12 protein-coding genes are annotated in these 15,937 nt (G+C 60.2%); 8 read left to right on the top strand and 4 right to left on the bottom strand.

From position 1 onward, the window contains the following. Window positions 1-40 precede the first annotated feature (40 nt). A complete protein-coding gene (locus tag JOE69_RS02585; RefSeq protein ID WP_309795852.1) occupies window positions 41-7,114 on the top strand; it encodes an RHS repeat-associated core domain-containing protein in 7,074 nt (2,357 codons plus the stop codon). An 18-nt stretch (window positions 7,115-7,132) separates the two neighbouring features. Then, on the top strand, window positions 7,133-7,636 hold the full coding sequence (locus JOE69_RS02580) for a hypothetical protein (protein ID WP_309795850.1): 504 nt from the start codon (window positions 7,133-7,135) through the stop codon (window positions 7,634-7,636). A gap of 3 nt (window positions 7,637-7,639) precedes the next feature. Here JOE69_RS02580 and JOE69_RS02575 read toward each other — a convergent pair whose 3' ends face one another. Then, entirely contained in the window at window positions 7,640-7,975 is a 336-nt protein-coding gene (locus tag JOE69_RS02575) for a ribonuclease E inhibitor RraB (RefSeq protein ID WP_309795848.1), read from the bottom strand. 143 nt (window positions 7,976-8,118) lie between these two features. On the opposite strand from JOE69_RS02575, the gene JOE69_RS02570 reads away from it, so the two are divergent. Further along, window positions 8,119-8,730 carry a hypothetical protein gene (locus JOE69_RS02570; protein ID WP_309795846.1) on the top strand — a complete coding sequence of 204 codons (612 nt, stop codon included), beginning with the start codon at window positions 8,119-8,121 and terminating at the stop codon, window positions 8,728-8,730. On the opposite strand, the gene JOE69_RS02565 is transcribed toward JOE69_RS02570, so the two are convergent. The 3 genes from JOE69_RS02565 to JOE69_RS02555 form a co-directional block, all read right to left on the bottom strand. After that, window positions 8,720-9,055 carry a ribonuclease E inhibitor RraB gene (locus JOE69_RS02565; protein WP_309795844.1) on the bottom strand — a complete coding sequence of 112 codons (336 nt, stop codon included), beginning with the start codon at window positions 9,053-9,055 and terminating at the stop codon, window positions 8,720-8,722. The two genes, JOE69_RS02570 and JOE69_RS02565, sit on opposite strands and share 11 nt — an antisense overlap. A gap of 112 nt (window positions 9,056-9,167) precedes the next feature. After that, a complete protein-coding gene (locus JOE69_RS02560) occupies window positions 9,168-9,698 on the bottom strand; it encodes a DUF1697 domain-containing protein (RefSeq protein WP_309795842.1) in 531 nt (176 codons plus the stop codon). A gap of 39 nt (window positions 9,699-9,737) precedes the next feature. Further along, window positions 9,738-10,475: an IclR family transcriptional regulator gene (locus JOE69_RS02555; RefSeq protein ID WP_296363508.1), complete on the bottom strand. Its 738-nt coding sequence runs from the start codon at window positions 10,473-10,475 to the stop codon at window positions 9,738-9,740. Between the two features lie 100 nt (window positions 10,476-10,575). Here JOE69_RS02555 and leuC point away from each other — a divergent pair, with 100 nt between their 5' ends. From leuC to JOE69_RS02530, 5 genes are all read left to right on the top strand, one after another. Then, window positions 10,576-12,063 carry a 3-isopropylmalate dehydratase large subunit gene (gene leuC, locus JOE69_RS02550; protein ID WP_309795839.1) on the top strand — a complete coding sequence of 496 codons (1,488 nt, stop codon included), beginning with the start codon at window positions 10,576-10,578 and terminating at the stop codon, window positions 12,061-12,063. A 12-nt stretch (window positions 12,064-12,075) separates the two neighbouring features. After that, window positions 12,076-12,678 (top strand): 3-isopropylmalate dehydratase small subunit, encoded by a 603-nt coding sequence (gene leuD, locus JOE69_RS02545; protein ID WP_296363506.1) that lies wholly within the window; start codon window positions 12,076-12,078, stop codon window positions 12,676-12,678. A gap of 106 nt (window positions 12,679-12,784) precedes the next feature. Further along, window positions 12,785-14,125, top strand: coding sequence for a UDP-N-acetylglucosamine 1-carboxyvinyltransferase (gene murA, locus JOE69_RS02540; protein ID WP_309795837.1), 1,341 nt, complete (start codon window positions 12,785-12,787; stop codon window positions 14,123-14,125). 53 nt (window positions 14,126-14,178) lie between these two features. Next, window positions 14,179-14,910 carry a lysophospholipid acyltransferase family protein gene (locus JOE69_RS02535; protein ID WP_309801100.1) on the top strand — a complete coding sequence of 244 codons (732 nt, stop codon included), beginning with the start codon at window positions 14,179-14,181 and terminating at the stop codon, window positions 14,908-14,910. Next, window positions 14,907-15,935, top strand: coding sequence for an NAD(P)H-dependent glycerol-3-phosphate dehydrogenase (locus JOE69_RS02530; protein WP_309795835.1), 1,029 nt, complete (start codon window positions 14,907-14,909; stop codon window positions 15,933-15,935). The genes JOE69_RS02535 and JOE69_RS02530 overlap by 4 nt, the downstream gene beginning before the upstream one ends. Window positions 15,936-15,937 lie beyond the last annotated feature (2 nt).

Here is a 15,937-nt window from a genome sequence, read left to right as displayed (position 1 = left end):
TGACCCGGCTCCGGATCAGACAGCGTCGTCTGATGGGTCGATGATTAAGCCGGATCTGTCTGGAATCGTTACAGAGGAAGCGGCGAGTGCTGATCCGATCATTCCGGTGGCACCGGCTCCGGTGAGGATTTTGAACGAGGATGGCTCGGTTGGGCTTGCTCCGGAACCCCAACCTCAGGGAAATGATACGGAACCTAAGGCATCGCCGAGGAAAGCGGCGGCGATGAAAAAGGTCCAGGAGAGTCCAGAAGATCCGCAAGCTGCGCAGGAAGCTGCTGCCGCTTCGGCTGATCCGGAACCCAAAGTTGATTTGCCTGCTGGTGTTTATGATGCGAACGCGCCGGATTATGACAGCAGCGTTCGAACCGACTTGAGCCCAAAGTCGCCAGCCGATCGGGCGACTAAGCAGGGGCTGACTCCCACTTTGATTGCGGAGATCACGAATCCACAACCATCAACTTCTTATAAATTCCGGTACTCGGTCTGTGAGCAACGGGCCATTGGCTATTTCGTGAGCCCGTGTCCTGACGATAAGGCGGTGGCTGATTCCGGTTGGATCACTGCCGGGTCTTGGACGGTCCCGCCTTCAAAGTTGAAAGCGGATTCGACGTACTTCTGGATGGTACAGGGCCAAGGAGGTTCCGGGTGGTCGATCGGTTACGGGACCGCCTATTTTGCGACTGGTGACAAGCTTGACACTGGCCTGCCTGCGGTGGCTAAGGGTGTGGCGCCGGCGATTGGGGTGACGGTGTCGACTACAATACCGTCTTTGGAGTCGAGGGTTGAGGACGGTGTTGCGGGCGTCTCGTATGAGTTCAATTTTCAGGTCGAGCAAGGTGACAAGGCGATTTGGAATTCAGGTTGGTTGAAGGACTCGAAAACCACGGTTTCGGAGAAGCAGCTGTACTGGAACGCGAACTACACCTGGAGCACTGCGATCCGTAAGTCTGGAACAACGGATGCGAGCATTTACTATGCGTCTGGTTCGTTCCAAGTCGCTGTTCCCGAGCAGAACGGGTCCGCTGCGTGGGCAAGTGAGGGAACTTCGCAAACCGTGCGGGGGGTCAATCTAGGCTCGGGCGGATATTCGACGGCGTCGACGGACGCGACCTTGAAACTCGGGGCTGCTTCCTTCGATATCGGGCGGGCCTATCGCAGCGGTAACACGGGTTCCGGAGTTTTCGGACAAGGCTGGTCGAGTGTGCTGGATATGAAAGTGCGACAGAACCAGAACGTGTTGGGAACGTTTGTCACGATGCCAAACGGGCGTGAGTACGCGTACGCGACCAATCCAGACGGGACGTTTGCCCCGTCGCTGAGTAACCCGTCGACGATCTTGACAAAAAACAAAGACACCGCGGATTGGTCGATCCGAGAGGCCGACGGGACGAGCTATGTTTTTGATGGCTCAGGGTTGAAAGGGATGTCGAGCCCCTACGGTGCCGCCTTGAAAGTCGAGCGTGACATCAATGGCAAACCTGTCATGCTGCAAGACGGATACTCGAACCGGACCTTGTCGCTGACCTGGTCCGGCAACCAGTTGGCAAGTGTCGAGGCTGGACCTAAGGTGGACGGCGCCAATGTGCGCTGGGACTACACCTATGCCGGGAACTTGCTGAACAAGGTATGTGCACCAGGTCCAGGGACCACGCAGAATTGCACCAAATACAGTTACCAGGGCGTCGGGCAACAAGCCAGTCTAACGGAGATCACGGCGCCGTCGGGCCGGTCGATAGTCAAGGTCCGCTACACAGATGACGGCACGGTTGCCGCCATCGTCAGCCCAGCCAATGGAACAGCGGATTTCAGTTGGTCTAAAAACGGCAACAGTACTCAAGTGACCATCAAAGCCTCAGAGTCTCCCCAAGCTGGCAACTATGTTCTCGACGGATCAGGACGGACGACGAAATTCACCAATGCCTTAGGCGGGGAATCGAGCTGGATCTACGATCCGTCAGGTCGCTTGGCCAGCAACAGAACGCCCGAAGGCGGTAGGACTGACTACAAATACAACGCCAAAAACCAACTAGTGAAACAAAAGATTTGGCGTACGCCAGATACCGTCACATATCGATACACTTCGTACTCAAGCGACGGTATCTCTGTGTGGCAACAGGACACAGCGCAAGGTTCCTACCGGACAAACAAAGATCAGAATGGACGGGTAACTGATTACCGAGTTTCTTGCGGATTCTGGTGCACTTCGGAGATATTGAAAAAATACACTTATACCGACGGATCCGAAGCATCAAGTGATAGTGGAAAAGTTCCGGCTAATCTGCTTAAGACTGAGACTAATCCCTTGGGTGGAATCACTACCTACCAGTACGACCGAACAGGGTTGCCAACATCCAAAATCGCGCCGAGTGGTTTAGTCACTACCTATTTTTATGATGCGCTCGGGCGAGTAGTCCGAATATCTGAAGCCGGCGATGGGGCGACATCGAGCCAGTCATTCCAGCTCGACAATAACGGGCTCGTGGCGATATCGACTGCCGACGAAGACCGAGACGATACTACGGGCCTGGTGCGCCAACTGAAGGTTGGTACAGTGCGCGATGCCGATGGGTTGCTCCAAAGCAGCACAGTAACGGACATCAAATCGGGTAAGGCTCAAGTCACAAAGTATGGTTACGATTCCGCCGGGCGACAGACCTTGGTGACGGGGCCCAACAACGTGGATATTGGCGCAACCACCTATTCTCCCGGCGGCCTGATTGCTTCGTTGTCGGGCCCGAATCGATCGGAGGAAGCATATGCGTACGATGCGGCGGGTAATAAGCTTTCTACCACGGTCAAAAACTTTCGAGATCCGGTCTCTGGACGAAGCGATGACCTCCAGATTCAGCAAGTGAGTTACGACTCTTCCAGTAAGCCAATTACTGAGACCGATGCTCGAGGCCAGGTTTGGGGAATTAGCTACTCATCAGATGGGTACATCACTAAGGTGATCGCGGTTGGCCGCAGTGGTGCACCTAACTGGATTCAAACGGAAAACACCCTCGATCGATACGGAAACCCGGCGGTCCAGAAACAATCGAACGGTATACGAGAAATCGTCACGCAATTCGATAATATGCGGCGCCCGAACATCTCCAGCGTCTCCGTACCCGCATCTGATGGATCACCGGCCTATTCGTTGGGTGAAATGACTACGTATGACGGTATGGGCAACATTGCATCATCACTTCGTTACATGCCCAATGCAGCAGACCCGGCATCTTCAGTCTCTTATTGGAAGAAAAATGATATTGACACCAGTGGTAGAACTACGGCATCGCGAAATTTTCATCTCGCACCCGGCACAAACGGAGGGTACCCCCAGTACGTCGAAGATCTAGTCGAGCGGTTCGGCTACGATTCGCGGGGGCGGCAAGTTCAGGCGACGGATGGTCGCGGTTCGGTGTTGGGCGATCCGGCGTTTACGACGGAGTCGTCGTATTCGGCTTCTGGCCTATTGACATCGGTGAGGGGGCCGGAGGTTCCGGTTGTTTCCGGGGCATCGTCACAGGCTAGTCGTGCGGTGACCAGGTTTGGGTATGACGAGTTCGGGCGGCAGTCGGTGACGGTGGCGCCTGATGGTGCCAGGACGGTCAACGATTTGGATGATTTCGGTCGGACCGTGAAGACGACGCTGCCTTCTCTTCAATTGGCTGATGGATCGGTTGCTGCGCCGACGGTGTCGTTTGCTTATAACGATGCGGGGGATGTGCTGTCCAAAACGGCCGCGGGCGGGCAGTCATCGGTGTTCACCTATGACAGTCTGGGCCGAGTCGTTCAGCGGGCGGATTCCGGGGCGAGCCCTTCCGCGGGGCAAAGGATCACGAAGACCTCCTACCGGGATGATGGACTGCCTGACACGGTGGAGGATCCGGCAGGTTTGAAAACCAGTTTCGGCTATGACGAGCTGGGCAGGAAAACCTCCCAGGCCGTGACCGCTCCGGGCTCTGAGACTCGGACTACGAATTTCGGTTATGACGCTCCCGGGAACCTGGTCTCGACCACGGCGCCTAATGGTGCGGTGACGAAGAATGCGTATGACGTGCTGGGTCAGAAGACCGCACAAATAGATCCTGACGGAGTGAAGCAGACCTTCGCCTACGACAGTCGGGGAAATCTGACCCGGACCACCGATGCGCTCGGCCAAGTCACCTTGCAGGCTTATGACTTCGCCAGCAGGCCGACGACGAGTTCGGTCCAAGACGCTGCGGGTACGGTGGTGGCCGGAACGGATAAGGCATACGATCTGGCAGGAAACCTGATCTCCGTCACCGGCGCCCTGGGCACTGGCATCAAGCAGGAATGGGACGGCGCTAACCGATTACTGAACCGGATCGAGGCAACCGGGGCGAAAACCGCGATGCAATACGACCTGCGCGGGAACTCCGTCAAAATCGTCGATCCAATGTCCCGGATAACCTCTTATGACTACAACGCTTTGGGGTGGAAGACCAAAGAAGAACTGCCCTCGGCCAGTGATGGGCAACCCCTTTCCGAGCGGACTCGTTCCTGGGGTTACGACCTGAACGGTTTGGTGACGAAAATCAATGAACCCGGTGCCGTCACGACCACGCAAAGCTATGATCTCGATGGGAACCTTCTCCAACAAGACGGTACCGGGGCAGAAGCGGCAACCTCGAGCCGGGTTCTCACCTATGACCAGCTGGGTCGAGTGGCTAGCGCTTCGCACCCGGCCGGTACCCAGACGTTTGCCTATGACGCGTGGGGCAACCTGACCCGTTCGAACGGTCCTGCTGGTGTCTCCTCAGCGTCCTTCGACAAAGTCGGACAATTGACGAACCGTACTGATGCTGCAGGATCTGCATCTTTCGAGTGGACTGCTGCCGGCCGGTTGAAAAGCATCACCGATGCCGCCAACACGCTCAACTCAACCTTCGCCTATAACCCGGCTGGGCTGATTTCGAACAGAACCAATAACGGCACCAATGTCGTATCCAGGTATCAGCAAGACCCAGCCGGGCGGCTCGTCTCGGAAAAGATCACCGCCGGCACCAGTACGCTGTACGACTGGCAGGGCACTTACGACGCTGCGGCGCGATTGATCGAATCCAAACAAAACACGCCTGGGGTAGCCGGTCAAGGCATCACCCAGTACTCCTACGACGCAGACAATCGGACGACTGGTTGGAAAGATCCGTCCGGGGCGACGAGCTCGATCAGCTATGACAAATCTGGGAATATCACCAACCTGGCCGGTGTGAACCGGACCTATGACCAACAAAACCGCTTGCTCACCAACGGTGACACTACGTTTACTTGGACTCCCCGAGGAACCCTAAAGTCCCAAACAATCCCGACTAAGGACAGCACACCGGAACAGATAACCTCGTACACTTTCGACGCTTTCGGCCAGCTCGTCAAGGACGGAACCGGAACGAACAACTACGACGGATTGAAACGACTTGCTAAAGCCGGTGACACCACGTTCAGCTATTCAGGCACGAACCGATCCCCGTCCAGCGCCGGGGTCAGTGGTTGGTTGCGCAGCCCCAGCGGATCACCGTGGGCTACCAACACTGGTTCCTACTTAATCAGCAATTCCCGTGGCGACGTTCTGGCCTCCATGACCGGGGGCCAAATCGATTCCTCCACCACCTACACCCCGTACGGCTCCAGTAACAGCGTGGAAAAGCCGGGAAGGAGCCTCGGCTACCAAAGCTCCTGGACCTCGAATGCAGGCCTAGTCAACATGGACGCCCGCTGGTACTCGCCAACTCTTGCCGGATTCATCTCTCGCGATGACGCCGAAGTTCCATTGAACCAGATCAACCGCTACGCCTACGCTGGCGGAAACCCCATCAACAATGCTGACCCCAGCGGAAACCTGTACGTCCCACCACCCGGAATCGACTGGAACACCATCAGAATCGGCATCGGGGCCGCCGGAAGTGCCGCCGGTGCCGCAGCAGGTGGCGCAGCTTCCATCGGTATCGGCGGGCTCCTCTGGCCTGCCGCCAGCGCGGTGGCCTTCGGTACCTGGGGGTACGCGACACTTAGTGGCGCCAATGACATTAATCAGTCGCTGAACAACATGGGAAAAATTGCCGGAGGCATGGGCGGCGGCCTGCAAGGCTTCTACAACTGGGCCAACGCGCCCAGGACCGCACCCGAGATTCCCTACCGAGCCCCGGGCAAAACAGGATCTGCACCGAACTGGAACCCCTGGCCCAACGGACTCAACCTCGGCCTGACTTATCGTGCGACAACTTGGGGGGCGCAGTCTTCGCTTTACAGCAATACGGCGGCATCTTTGGTGGCTGCTGGACAGGCTCAGTACGATATGCGCGAGGCAGCGGCCAGGGTTGAGCGAATGGCTGCGTGGACGATTCAAGAAGCTGCCAGATCAGCGGCTTGGGCAGCTCAAGAAGCGAGATGGGCTGCCGAAGCGGCCGCACTTCTTGCTAGAACTGAGGCCTTTTGGAAGGGCTTCCTAGGCGGTCTGGGAACGGCGTTCGATGGGTTCGGTTCCAGCATGGCCGCGTTCAACACCACCATGACTCAATGGAACGCCAGTATGCGTGACGAAAGCATTGGTAGACCTTGGGCTATCGGCAACTCGACAGCAGCAGGCGGTGCCATCAACAACGGCCCCTCGAGCTCCGGGCCGAACCTCGAACACCCACGCATAGACCCGCCACGCATCACCACCCAACAACTCCCCGTCGACCCGAGTCCAGCGGGAGCCGGTGCCGGAATGAAGCCCCCGGTGTGCACCCCGGCGCCTGTTGGTGGTTCCGGAGAGAGCCCGGGCTCTGAGTCTCAGGCAGATGAACTTGGCGTCGTATACTACCGAACGGACGCAACTGGGAATCTGAAGCCCTATGTGGGTCAGTCGAAAACGAACTCGAGGTATGTCAACCGACAGAAAGAACACGGGCGCAACACCCCCTCCTCGAATTTTGATTTCGATGTGGTTGGTCGCGCTCCGCAGGGAGTGGAGCTGGATAAGCTTGAAGAAGATTTCATTCGCCGTTGCGGTGGTCCGACGAATAAGTCCAACCCCAATGGTGGTTTATCGAACAAGCGCTATGAGATGAACGACATCCGGTACCAAGAAAATGGCGGCACGGTGCCCAAACCGAGTTCCAACTAGATTGCCAGGAGGCAGCTGATGGCGAAAAATACCGAAGTTGGAAACATACTGTCAATACCGTTGGAAAATGAGATGTTCGCGGCGGCCCAAATCGTTGCTCCTTCGGCAGGTGGAGGTGTTTTCTGGATTGCCGCTTGGAGTGCACAGTTCGCCCATCGTGAGGACATCACTGTAGAACTGATCGGCCAGAGCGAACCAACTTTTTTCGTCCAAACAATGGATGCGTTGCTTTACCACAAAATATGGCATGTCCAAGGATGGTCCGAAACGAAGGCTACCGACTATCGACCAGCATTCCGACGCTACATCGAACCAGGCGGATTTTTCGTCGCTGACGTTTTCAATAATCGACAACGACGAGTGATCGAATCTGAGATTTCTATGCTGACCAATGAGTTTTCCAAGTCGCCGGCCGGTGTCGCATCAACGATTCATCGCTTCTCGGATCGCGAGAACTGGGGGGAGAAGGATGAACGTATCCTCATCGATCCCAAAAAGGATGTCCGTAACTTTTTTGATTAAGGCTCAGGTCTCGATCGAGGCGCCCCAGCCGTCGTACTCGAAGTCGTAATGGGCAGCGACAGAGATTACTTCGGTGAAGGCTGCTGCTAGAGCAACGTCGCTGAGAGCGCTGGCTTTTTGAGCGTCGAGGAAGAACGTTCTATCCATCCACAGATCGGTTGTAAAGCCTCTAGCCTCTAACTCGGACTGAACTGCCTTGGCAGAATCAAAATCTCGGAAGATGAGGTTGTGGTCTACTGGGCGGATCTTTGACAGATCGTCACCTAAGCGGCGCCGGTGGGCCAATTGAGGTTGTGCAGCCCTAACTTCGTCACGCACCAGTTGATCTATTGGCTTCATAGAAGCAAGTGTTGCATAAGTCGCGCTTAGCTTGAATCCTTAGGCAACCGCGGGTGAGTGAAAGCTAGCACGACGGGCCTGCCGCCGATCGGTATGGTGACTTGCGACATTGAGGCGGGACTCAGTCGAACAAGCGCTATGAGATGAACAACAAGCGCTACCAGGAAAATGGTGGTGTTGTCCCAAAGCCTGGCTCAAACCAATTAGGCACCTGCGGAAGGGGCACGACTATGGCGTCAAAGCGCAAAGTTGGCGACGTTTTTTCCATCGATCTTTACAACGGCAGGTTCGGTGGCGCACAAGTAATCAAGACGGAGAACGCCGGTCTGTTCTGGTTGGCAGCGGTAGCGGAGCAATTCGATGTCCGTAGTGAGATCAACGCGGTCCGACTGTTTTCCGCTACTCCAGTGATTTTCGTGGAGACCATGGAAACCCTCCTAAAGCGCGGAGACTGGCGAGTCGAGGATTGGTCTGAGAAGCTTGTGACCGAGTATCGTCCGGCGTTCAAACGGCACTATTTCCCTGGCGGAACCTACGTCGCAGATCTGTTTCAAGATAGACAATATCCACTAGATCCACTAAAGGAATCGCAGATTTCTGGACTTCCCAATGAGTTTTCACGCTCCCCGATGGGCGTGGCCCTAACCATTGGCCGATACACCACTCGCGATGATTGGCGCGAAGAAGACGAGAAACTGCTGATCAAGCCGGAGTGGGATGTTCGAAACTTTTTCGATTGGGGCCTCAACGTTTGATCGGGGCACCCCAGCCGTCATATTCAAATTTGTAGGCCACGAGGATGGCGAGAACGTCGTGTAGCGCTGCGCTGAGTGCGTCGTGATCGAGAGCGCTCTCTTTTTGGATGTCAAGGAAGATCTCCCCGTCGGTCCAGAGCTTCGTTTTGTATCCATTGCGAAGGAACTCGGCCTCCGCAGACTGTGCGGTGGCAAAATCATCGAACACCAAATTGTGATCTACGGGTCGAACGATCGAGGGATCGTCGCCGAATTGGATCATGTGATCAAGTTGCGCCTCGCAGGCATTCAGTTGCTCCAGAACGAGCCGCTCAATGGAGTTCATGGTGACAAGTATTCCATTCCTGCTCACCGGTCAGGACCGCTAATCTCGAGGCGAATTCTGCTTGCCCTTTCCAGCTGGAACTTCGCTGCCTCTGAGCCCTTTTGGCGCCGCTTCACGCCCCCGCCGCATCGCGCACTTTGATCATGGTCCGCAGATTCCTGGTCGTGGTGCTCGACTTGTAGGCGGCTTTGGCGGTCAACTTGCTGATCGGCGAATCCAAGGTGCTGCCGGCTGCGACCGTCCAAGCCAAGGCGTCCGGCCCCAACAAGGTCCACTCTTCATCTACCGAGGCCAGCTCCGCAGTCAGCGAATCCGCCGCAGCAGAGTCCGCGAACAGCGTCAGGTAGGTGTGGAGTTCCTTGGAATCCGCCGGATACGGGCAGGCTTCGATCAATTCGCGGACCCTGCTTCCGGGAAGCACCACCACCCAGGCTTCGTAGCCGAACCGTTCGCGCAGTGCCGCCTCCACCGAAGCCTTCAGCTCGGCGGCCTCCAGTCCGGTCTGCATTACCGCATTGCCGCTGGCCAATAGGGTCTTCACTCCGGTCACCGGCAGCGCGGCCAGGCAATCCCGCAGATCGGCTGATTTGATCGTCACTCCGCCGACGTTCACGCCGCGCAGGAAGACCCCGAAACTCTCCATGCCCCGAAGCCTAACCGCAACACCGGATCGGCAAAAGCGCTACTCGCCGCTGTCCCCGCTCTTCCGCAGCGCCTCGGTCAGCGCCCGGGCCGCATTCGACACCACTTCGGCGTGCAACCGTCCCGGCTGCCGGGTCAACCGCTCGATCGGCCCGGAAATCGACACCGCCGCGATGATCCGGCCGGAGGGTCCGCGCACCGGCGCGGACACCGAGGCCACCCCCATCTCCCGTTCGCCGAGCGATTGGGCCCAGCCGCGCCGTCGGACCCCGGCCAGCACGGTCGGGGTGAACCGGGCATTCTGCAGCCCGTCGAACAGCCTTTCGTGGTCTTCCCAGGCCAGCAGCACCTGTGCTGCGGAGCCGGCCTTCATGGACAATTTGGTGCCCACCGGAATCGTGTCCCGCAAACCGATCGGACGTTCCGCGGAGGCCACGCACACCCGCCAATCGCCTTGCCGGCGGAAGATCTGCGCGGATTCGCCGGTGGCGTCGCGCAATGCGATCAGCACCGGACCGGCAGCGGCGATCAGCCGGTCTTCGCCGGCTGCGGAGGCCAACTCCACCAGACGGCCGCCCAGGACGAAGCGGCCGTGGATGTCGCGGCTGACCAAACGGTGGTGGGCCAGGGCCTGGGCTAGTCGGTGCACCGTGGGCCGGGCCAGCCCGGTCGCCGCCACCAGCTGGGCCAGAGTGGTCGGTCCAGCCTCGAGCGCATCGAGGACTTGGGCGGCTTTGTCGATTACGCCGACTCCGCTGGAGTCTTGAGTCTTGTCCATAAGCTGATACTAGCGTCTCAAAATATGAGATGCGAGCTGAACTCCTGGCGTCCGCCGAAGTGCCGCTGGCACAGTAGACGGATAAAGAGAGGATCCGGTCATGACAACGACTTCCGTACCGAAGACTTATGCACCGAAGACCCTGGCCGAAAAGGTCTGGGCCGACCACATCGTGCGCAAGGGCGAAGGCAATGAGCCGGATCTGCTTTTCATCGATCTCCACCTGCTCCACGAGGTGACTTCGCCGCAGGCGTTCGAAGGCCTGCGCTTGGCCGGCCGGCCGCTGCGCCGCACCGACCTGACCATCGCCACCGAAGACCACAACACGCCCACCCTGGACATCGACAAGCCGATCGCGGACCCCACCAGCCGGATCCAGATCGAGACGCTGCGCAAAAATTGCGCGGAATTCGGCGTCCGGCTGCATTCGCTCGGCGACGCGGAACAGGGCATCGTGCACATCGTCGGTCCGCAGCTCGGATTGACCCAGCCCGGGATGACCGTGGTCTGCGGCGATTCGCACACCTCGACGCACGGCGCAGTCGGCGCTCTGGCCTTCGGCATCGGCACCTCCGAGGTCGAGCACGTCATGGCCACCCAGACACTGCCGCTCAAACCGTTCAAAACCATGGCGATCAATGTCGAGGGCACGTTGCGCCCGGGGGTCAGTTCCAAAGACATCATCCTCGCCGTGATCGCGAAGATCGGCACCGGCGGCGGCCAGGGCTATGTGCTGGAATACCGCGGCTCGGCGATCCGGGCGCTGTCCATGGACGCCCGGATGACGATTTGCAATATGTCCATCGAGGCGGGCGCCCGGGCCGGGATGATCGCGCCGGACCAAACCACCTTCGATTACCTCAAGGGGCGCCCGCATGCCCCGGAGGGTGCGGCATGGGACGCCGCGGTGCAGTACTGGGCTTCGCTGCGCACCGAGGACGACGCCGTGTTCGACGTCGAAGTCGACCTGGACGCGGACGCTCTGGAACCGTTCGTCACCTGGGGCACCAATCCGGGCCAGGGTGTGCCGCTGAACGATGCGGTGCCCTCGCCGGACGACTTCGCCGACGAGAATGCCAAGGCGGCCTGCGAACGCGCGCTGGCCTACATGGGGCTGGACGCCGGCACCCCGATGAAGCAGATCCGGGTGGACACCGTCTTCCTGGGCTCCTGCACGAACTCGCGGATCGAAGACCTGCGTGCCGCGGCTGCGGTCATCGCGGGCCGGCAGAAGGACCCGGAGATCAGGATGCTGGTGGTCCCGGGCTCGGCCAGGGTACGCCTGGAAGCCGAGGCAGAGGGTCTGGACCGGGTGTTCAAGGACTTCGGCGCGGAATGGCGTTTTGCCGGATGCTCGATGTGCCTGGGCATGAACCCGGACCAATTGCAGCCGGGGGAGCGCTGCGCCTCGACCTCCAACCGGAACTTCGAGGGCCGGCAGGGCAAGGGCGGCCGGACCCACCTGGTTTCACCGGTGGTGGCCGCCGCCACCGCAGTCCGCGGCACGCTCAGCTCGCCCTCGGACCTGGACCCGCTGCCGGACACCGCCGCGCCGGCGTCGGCCCGCAAACCCGCGCACGCAGCCTGAGAGGTGAACCCCATGGAAAAGTTCAGCACGCACACCGGCATCGGCGTTCCGCTGCGCCAGTCCGACGTGGACACCGACCAGATCATCCCGGCGGTCTACCTCAAACGGATCTCCAAAACCGGCTTCGACGATGCGCTCTTCGCCTCCTGGCGGAAAAAGGACGACTTCGTTCTCAACCAAGAACCATTCAACCGGGGCAGCGTCCTGGTCGCGGGCCCGGACTTCGGCACCGGCTCCTCCCGGGAACACGCGGTCTGGGCGCTGCGCGACTACGGTTTCAAAGCGGTGCTCGCTTCCCGGTTCGGCGACATCTTCCGCGGCAATTCGGGCAAACAGGGCCTGTTGACCGCGCAGCTGGCGCAGGACGACATCGAGCTCATCTGGAAAGAGTTGGAAAACGCGCCGGGCACCGAAGTCACCGTGGACCTGGAATCCCGCCTGGTCACCTGCGGCAGCATCGTGGCGCGGTTCGAGATCGACGACTACATCCGGTGGCGGCTGCTGGAGGGGCTGGACGACATCGCCCTGACCTTGCAGCACGAAGCCGAGATCACCGCCTACGAAGCGACGCGCCCGGCGTTCAAGCCGAAAACCCTGCCGGCCAAGGTGCAATGACGGTTGCCCGTGGCGCCTATTTCGGTCTGAGGTAGCGAGAAACTATGCTTGGTCGGAGGCTGTGGAACGTCTGAGCGCAGTCCTTTGAACGATTAAGTGGGTGTTGATGAGCAGCGTCTTGACGGTTCGTGGCGGAGTACCTCTGTCCGGCAAGGTTACGGTGCGCGGGGCGAAAAACCTTGTGCCCAAGGCCATGGTGGCGGCCCTTCTGGGCAATTCGCAATCGGTTCTGCGCAATGTGCCGGAAATCAAGGACGTCGAGGTCGTCACCTCGCTGCTGCAGATCCACGGCGTGAGCGTGCTCAAGGACCCGGTGAGCGGTGATCTGACCTTGGATCCGCAGGGCGCCACCATGGCGGCCACCGCGCAGATCGAAACGCACGCCGGCGACTCCCGGATCCCGATCCTGCTCTGCGGGCCGCTGATCCATGCGATCGGCGAGGCCTTCATCCCGGATCTGGGCGGTTGCAAGATCGGCGACCGGCCGATCGACTACCACCTCAATGTGCTTCGGCAATTCGGCGCGGTGGTGGAAAAGCTCGATACCGGAATCCGGATCACGGCGCCGAACGGCCTGCGCGGCGCTAAGATCTCGCTGCCGTACCCTTCGGTCGGCGCCACTGAACAGGTCCTGCTCTCGGCGACCCGGGCGGAAGGCATCACCGAGCTGGTCGGTGCGGCCACCGAGCCCGAAGTGATCGACCTGATCGCGGTACTGCAGAAAATGGGTGCGCTGATCAGCGTGCAGTCCGACCGCACCATCCGGATCGAAGGCGTGCGCAACCTCGGCGGCTTCGACCACCGGGCGCTCTCGGACCGCAACGAAGCGGCGTCCTGGGCCTCGGCCGCGCTGGTCACCAGGGGCGACATCTATGTCGAAGGTGCCTCGCAACGCGACATGATGACTTTCATCAACACCTTCCGCAAAGTGGGCGGCGGAATGGACATCGAAGACGGCGGCATCCGGTTCTACCACCCCGGCGGCAAGCTCAATCCGCTGGTGCTGGAAACCGATGTGCACCCCGGTTTCATGACCGACTGGCAGCAGCCGCTGGTGGTCGCCCTGACCCAGGCCGAAGGCGTCTCGATCGTGCACGAAACCGTGTACGAGAATCGATTCGGCTTCACCGAGGCACTGGTCCGGATGGGTGCGAACATCCAGGTCCACCGGGAATGCCTGGGCAGCGTGCCGTGCCGCTTCGGGCAACGGAACTTCCGCCACTCGGCGGTCATCTCCGGGCCCGCGCAATTGCGCGGCACCGATGTCCATGTGCCGGATCTGCGCGGCGGCTTCAGCCACCTGATCGCCGCGCTGGCCGCCACCGGCAGCTCCCGGGTCACCGGCATCGACGTGATCAACCGGGGCTACGAGCGGTTCATCGACAAACTCACCGGCCTGGGCGCCGATGTTTCGCTGGGCCGGGATTCCGCGGGTCTGAGCCGATGAGCGGTAGCCGGCCCGGCACGGAGGATTCGAAGCAGTCCAGATCGATGACGACCATGTTCTCGATCATGGCAAACACGATGCGCCCGTTGATGAACCTGCTGCTGGCCAAGACCTGGCTGCAGACCGAAAAGCTGCCCCGGGACCGGGGATTCATCGTCTGCGCCAACCATTATTCGGAAATCGACCCGGTGCTGGTCGGCCACATGCTCTACAACAACGGATTCCCACCGCACTTCCTGGCCAAGGGTTCGCTGTTCAAACTGCCTTTCGTGGGCAAAGCGATGTCCGGTTCGAAGCAGATCCCGGTGGACCGCAGCGGCCCCACCGCGGGCCGGGCCCTGGTGGTGGCCCAGGAAGTCCTGGATGAGGGCGGTGCGATCATCATCTATCCGGAGGGCACGCTCACCAGGGACCCGGATCTGTGGCCGATGCGCGGGCATACCGGCGCGGCCCGATTGGCCCTGCAGACCGGTGCTCCGGTGATCCCGGTGGCGCATTGGGGCGCCCAGGAAGTCTTTCCGCGCTATGCCAGAATGGTCCGCCCGCTGCCGCGCAAACGGGTCACCATGGTCGTGGGCGATCCGGTGGATCTGGACCGGTTCCGGGACCGCCCGTTGGACAAAACGCTGCTGCACGAAGCCACCGAAGCGATTCTGGACGAGATCACCGCCCTGCTGGTCGGGCTGCGCGGCGGCACCCCGCCGGCCGAGCGCTGGGATCCGGCAGAGCACAACCAGACCGGCCAGGGCCGCAAACTGGAACAAGACCCGAAGGACCACAAGTGAAAGCTGCACCGGACAACATTGCGGTGCTGGGTGCGGGAAGCTGGGGGACGGCCTTCGCCAAGATCGTGGCCGACGCCAATCCGGCGATCCCGATCCGGCTCTGGGGACGCCGGGAGGAGGTGGTCCAGGACATCAATGCGGCGCACCGCAACCAGGCCTATTTGCCGGGCATCGGTTTGCCGGGCAATATTTCGGCGAGCACCGACGTCGCCGAGGTGCTGGCCGGCGCCGCCTTGGTGATCATCGCGGTACCGGCCCAATCGTTGCGTCCGCAGTTGGCCGGTTGGCGGGAGTTGATCGCCCCGGACGCGGTCGTGGTTTCGCTCATGAAGGGCTTGGAACTGGGCACCGACTCCCGGATGAGCCAGGTGATCGCCCAGGAACTGACGATTCCGGCGGAGCGGATCGCGGTGGTTTCCGGGCCGAATCTGGCGATGGAGATCGCCCGTGAGGAACCGACCGCTTCGGTGATCGCCTGCTCCGATGAAGAGATCGCCTCCTGGGTGGCTTCGCTGTGCACCGCGGCCTACTTCCGGCCCTATACCAACACCGATGTGGTGGGCGTGGAGATTGGCGGCATCGTCAAAAACGTGATCGCGCTGGCGGTGGGCATCTGCGAAGGCAAAGAGATGGGCGACAACACCAAAGCCTCGGTGATCACCCGCGGTCTCGCCGAGACCACCCGGCTGGCTTTGGCCTTGGGCGGCGATGCGGAGACCATGGCTGGTCTGGCCGGGCTCGGCGATCTGGTGGCCACCTGTTCTTCGCCGTTGAGTCGGAACCACACCGCTGGACGTTTGCTGGGCCAAGGGCTGAGCCTGGACGAGGTGAATGCGAAAATGACGCAAACCGCAGAAGGCATCAAATCCGGCCGTGCGGTCTACGACTTGGCCCGGAAGCTGGGTGTCGACATGCCGATCAGCGCCGCGGTGGTGGCGGTTCTGGCTGGCAAATTGCACGTTGACGAGCTCGGCCCGCGGCTTTTGGCGCGGGAGCTCAAATCGGAAGGTGAGTTGGGTCTGTGACT

This window comes from Arthrobacter russicus (genome assembly GCF_031454135.1).
GTDB classification, from domain to species: domain Bacteria; phylum Actinomycetota; class Actinomycetes; order Actinomycetales; family Micrococcaceae; genus Renibacterium; species Renibacterium russicum.
The sequence above is the reverse complement of the archived record's forward strand: the minus strand, read 5'-3'. Positions and strand labels throughout refer to the sequence as shown.

Excerpts from the sequence above, each read along its gene's own strand:
- JOE69_RS02565 (WP_309795844.1), bottom strand. The coding sequence starts at position 9,055 with ATGAACTCCATTGAGCGGCTCGTTCTGGAGCAACTGAATGCCTGCGAG.
- JOE69_RS02560 (WP_309795842.1), bottom strand. The coding sequence starts at position 9,698 with ATGGAGAGTTTCGGGGTCTTCCTGCGCGGCGTGAACGTCGGCGGAGTG.
- murA (WP_309795837.1), top strand. The coding sequence starts at position 12,785 with ATGAGCAGCGTCTTGACGGTTCGTGGCGGAGTACCTCTGTCCGGCAAG.
- leuD (WP_296363506.1), top strand. The coding sequence starts at position 12,076 with ATGGAAAAGTTCAGCACGCACACCGGCATCGGCGTTCCGCTGCGCCAG.
- leuC (WP_309795839.1), top strand. The coding sequence starts at position 10,576 with ATGACAACGACTTCCGTACCGAAGACTTATGCACCGAAGACCCTGGCC.
- JOE69_RS02570 (WP_309795846.1), top strand. The coding sequence starts at position 8,119 with ATGAACAACAAGCGCTACCAGGAAAATGGTGGTGTTGTCCCAAAGCCT.
- JOE69_RS02585 (WP_309795852.1), top strand. The coding sequence starts at position 41 with ATGATTAAGCCGGATCTGTCTGGAATCGTTACAGAGGAAGCGGCGAGT.
- JOE69_RS02535 (WP_309801100.1), top strand. The coding sequence starts at position 14,179 with ATGTTCTCGATCATGGCAAACACGATGCGCCCGTTGATGAACCTGCTG.
- JOE69_RS02555 (WP_296363508.1), bottom strand. The coding sequence starts at position 10,475 with ATGGACAAGACTCAAGACTCCAGCGGAGTCGGCGTAATCGACAAAGCC.
- JOE69_RS02575 (WP_309795848.1), bottom strand. The coding sequence starts at position 7,975 with ATGAAGCCAATAGATCAACTGGTGCGTGACGAAGTTAGGGCTGCACAA.
- JOE69_RS02580 (WP_309795850.1), top strand. The coding sequence starts at position 7,133 with ATGGCGAAAAATACCGAAGTTGGAAACATACTGTCAATACCGTTGGAA.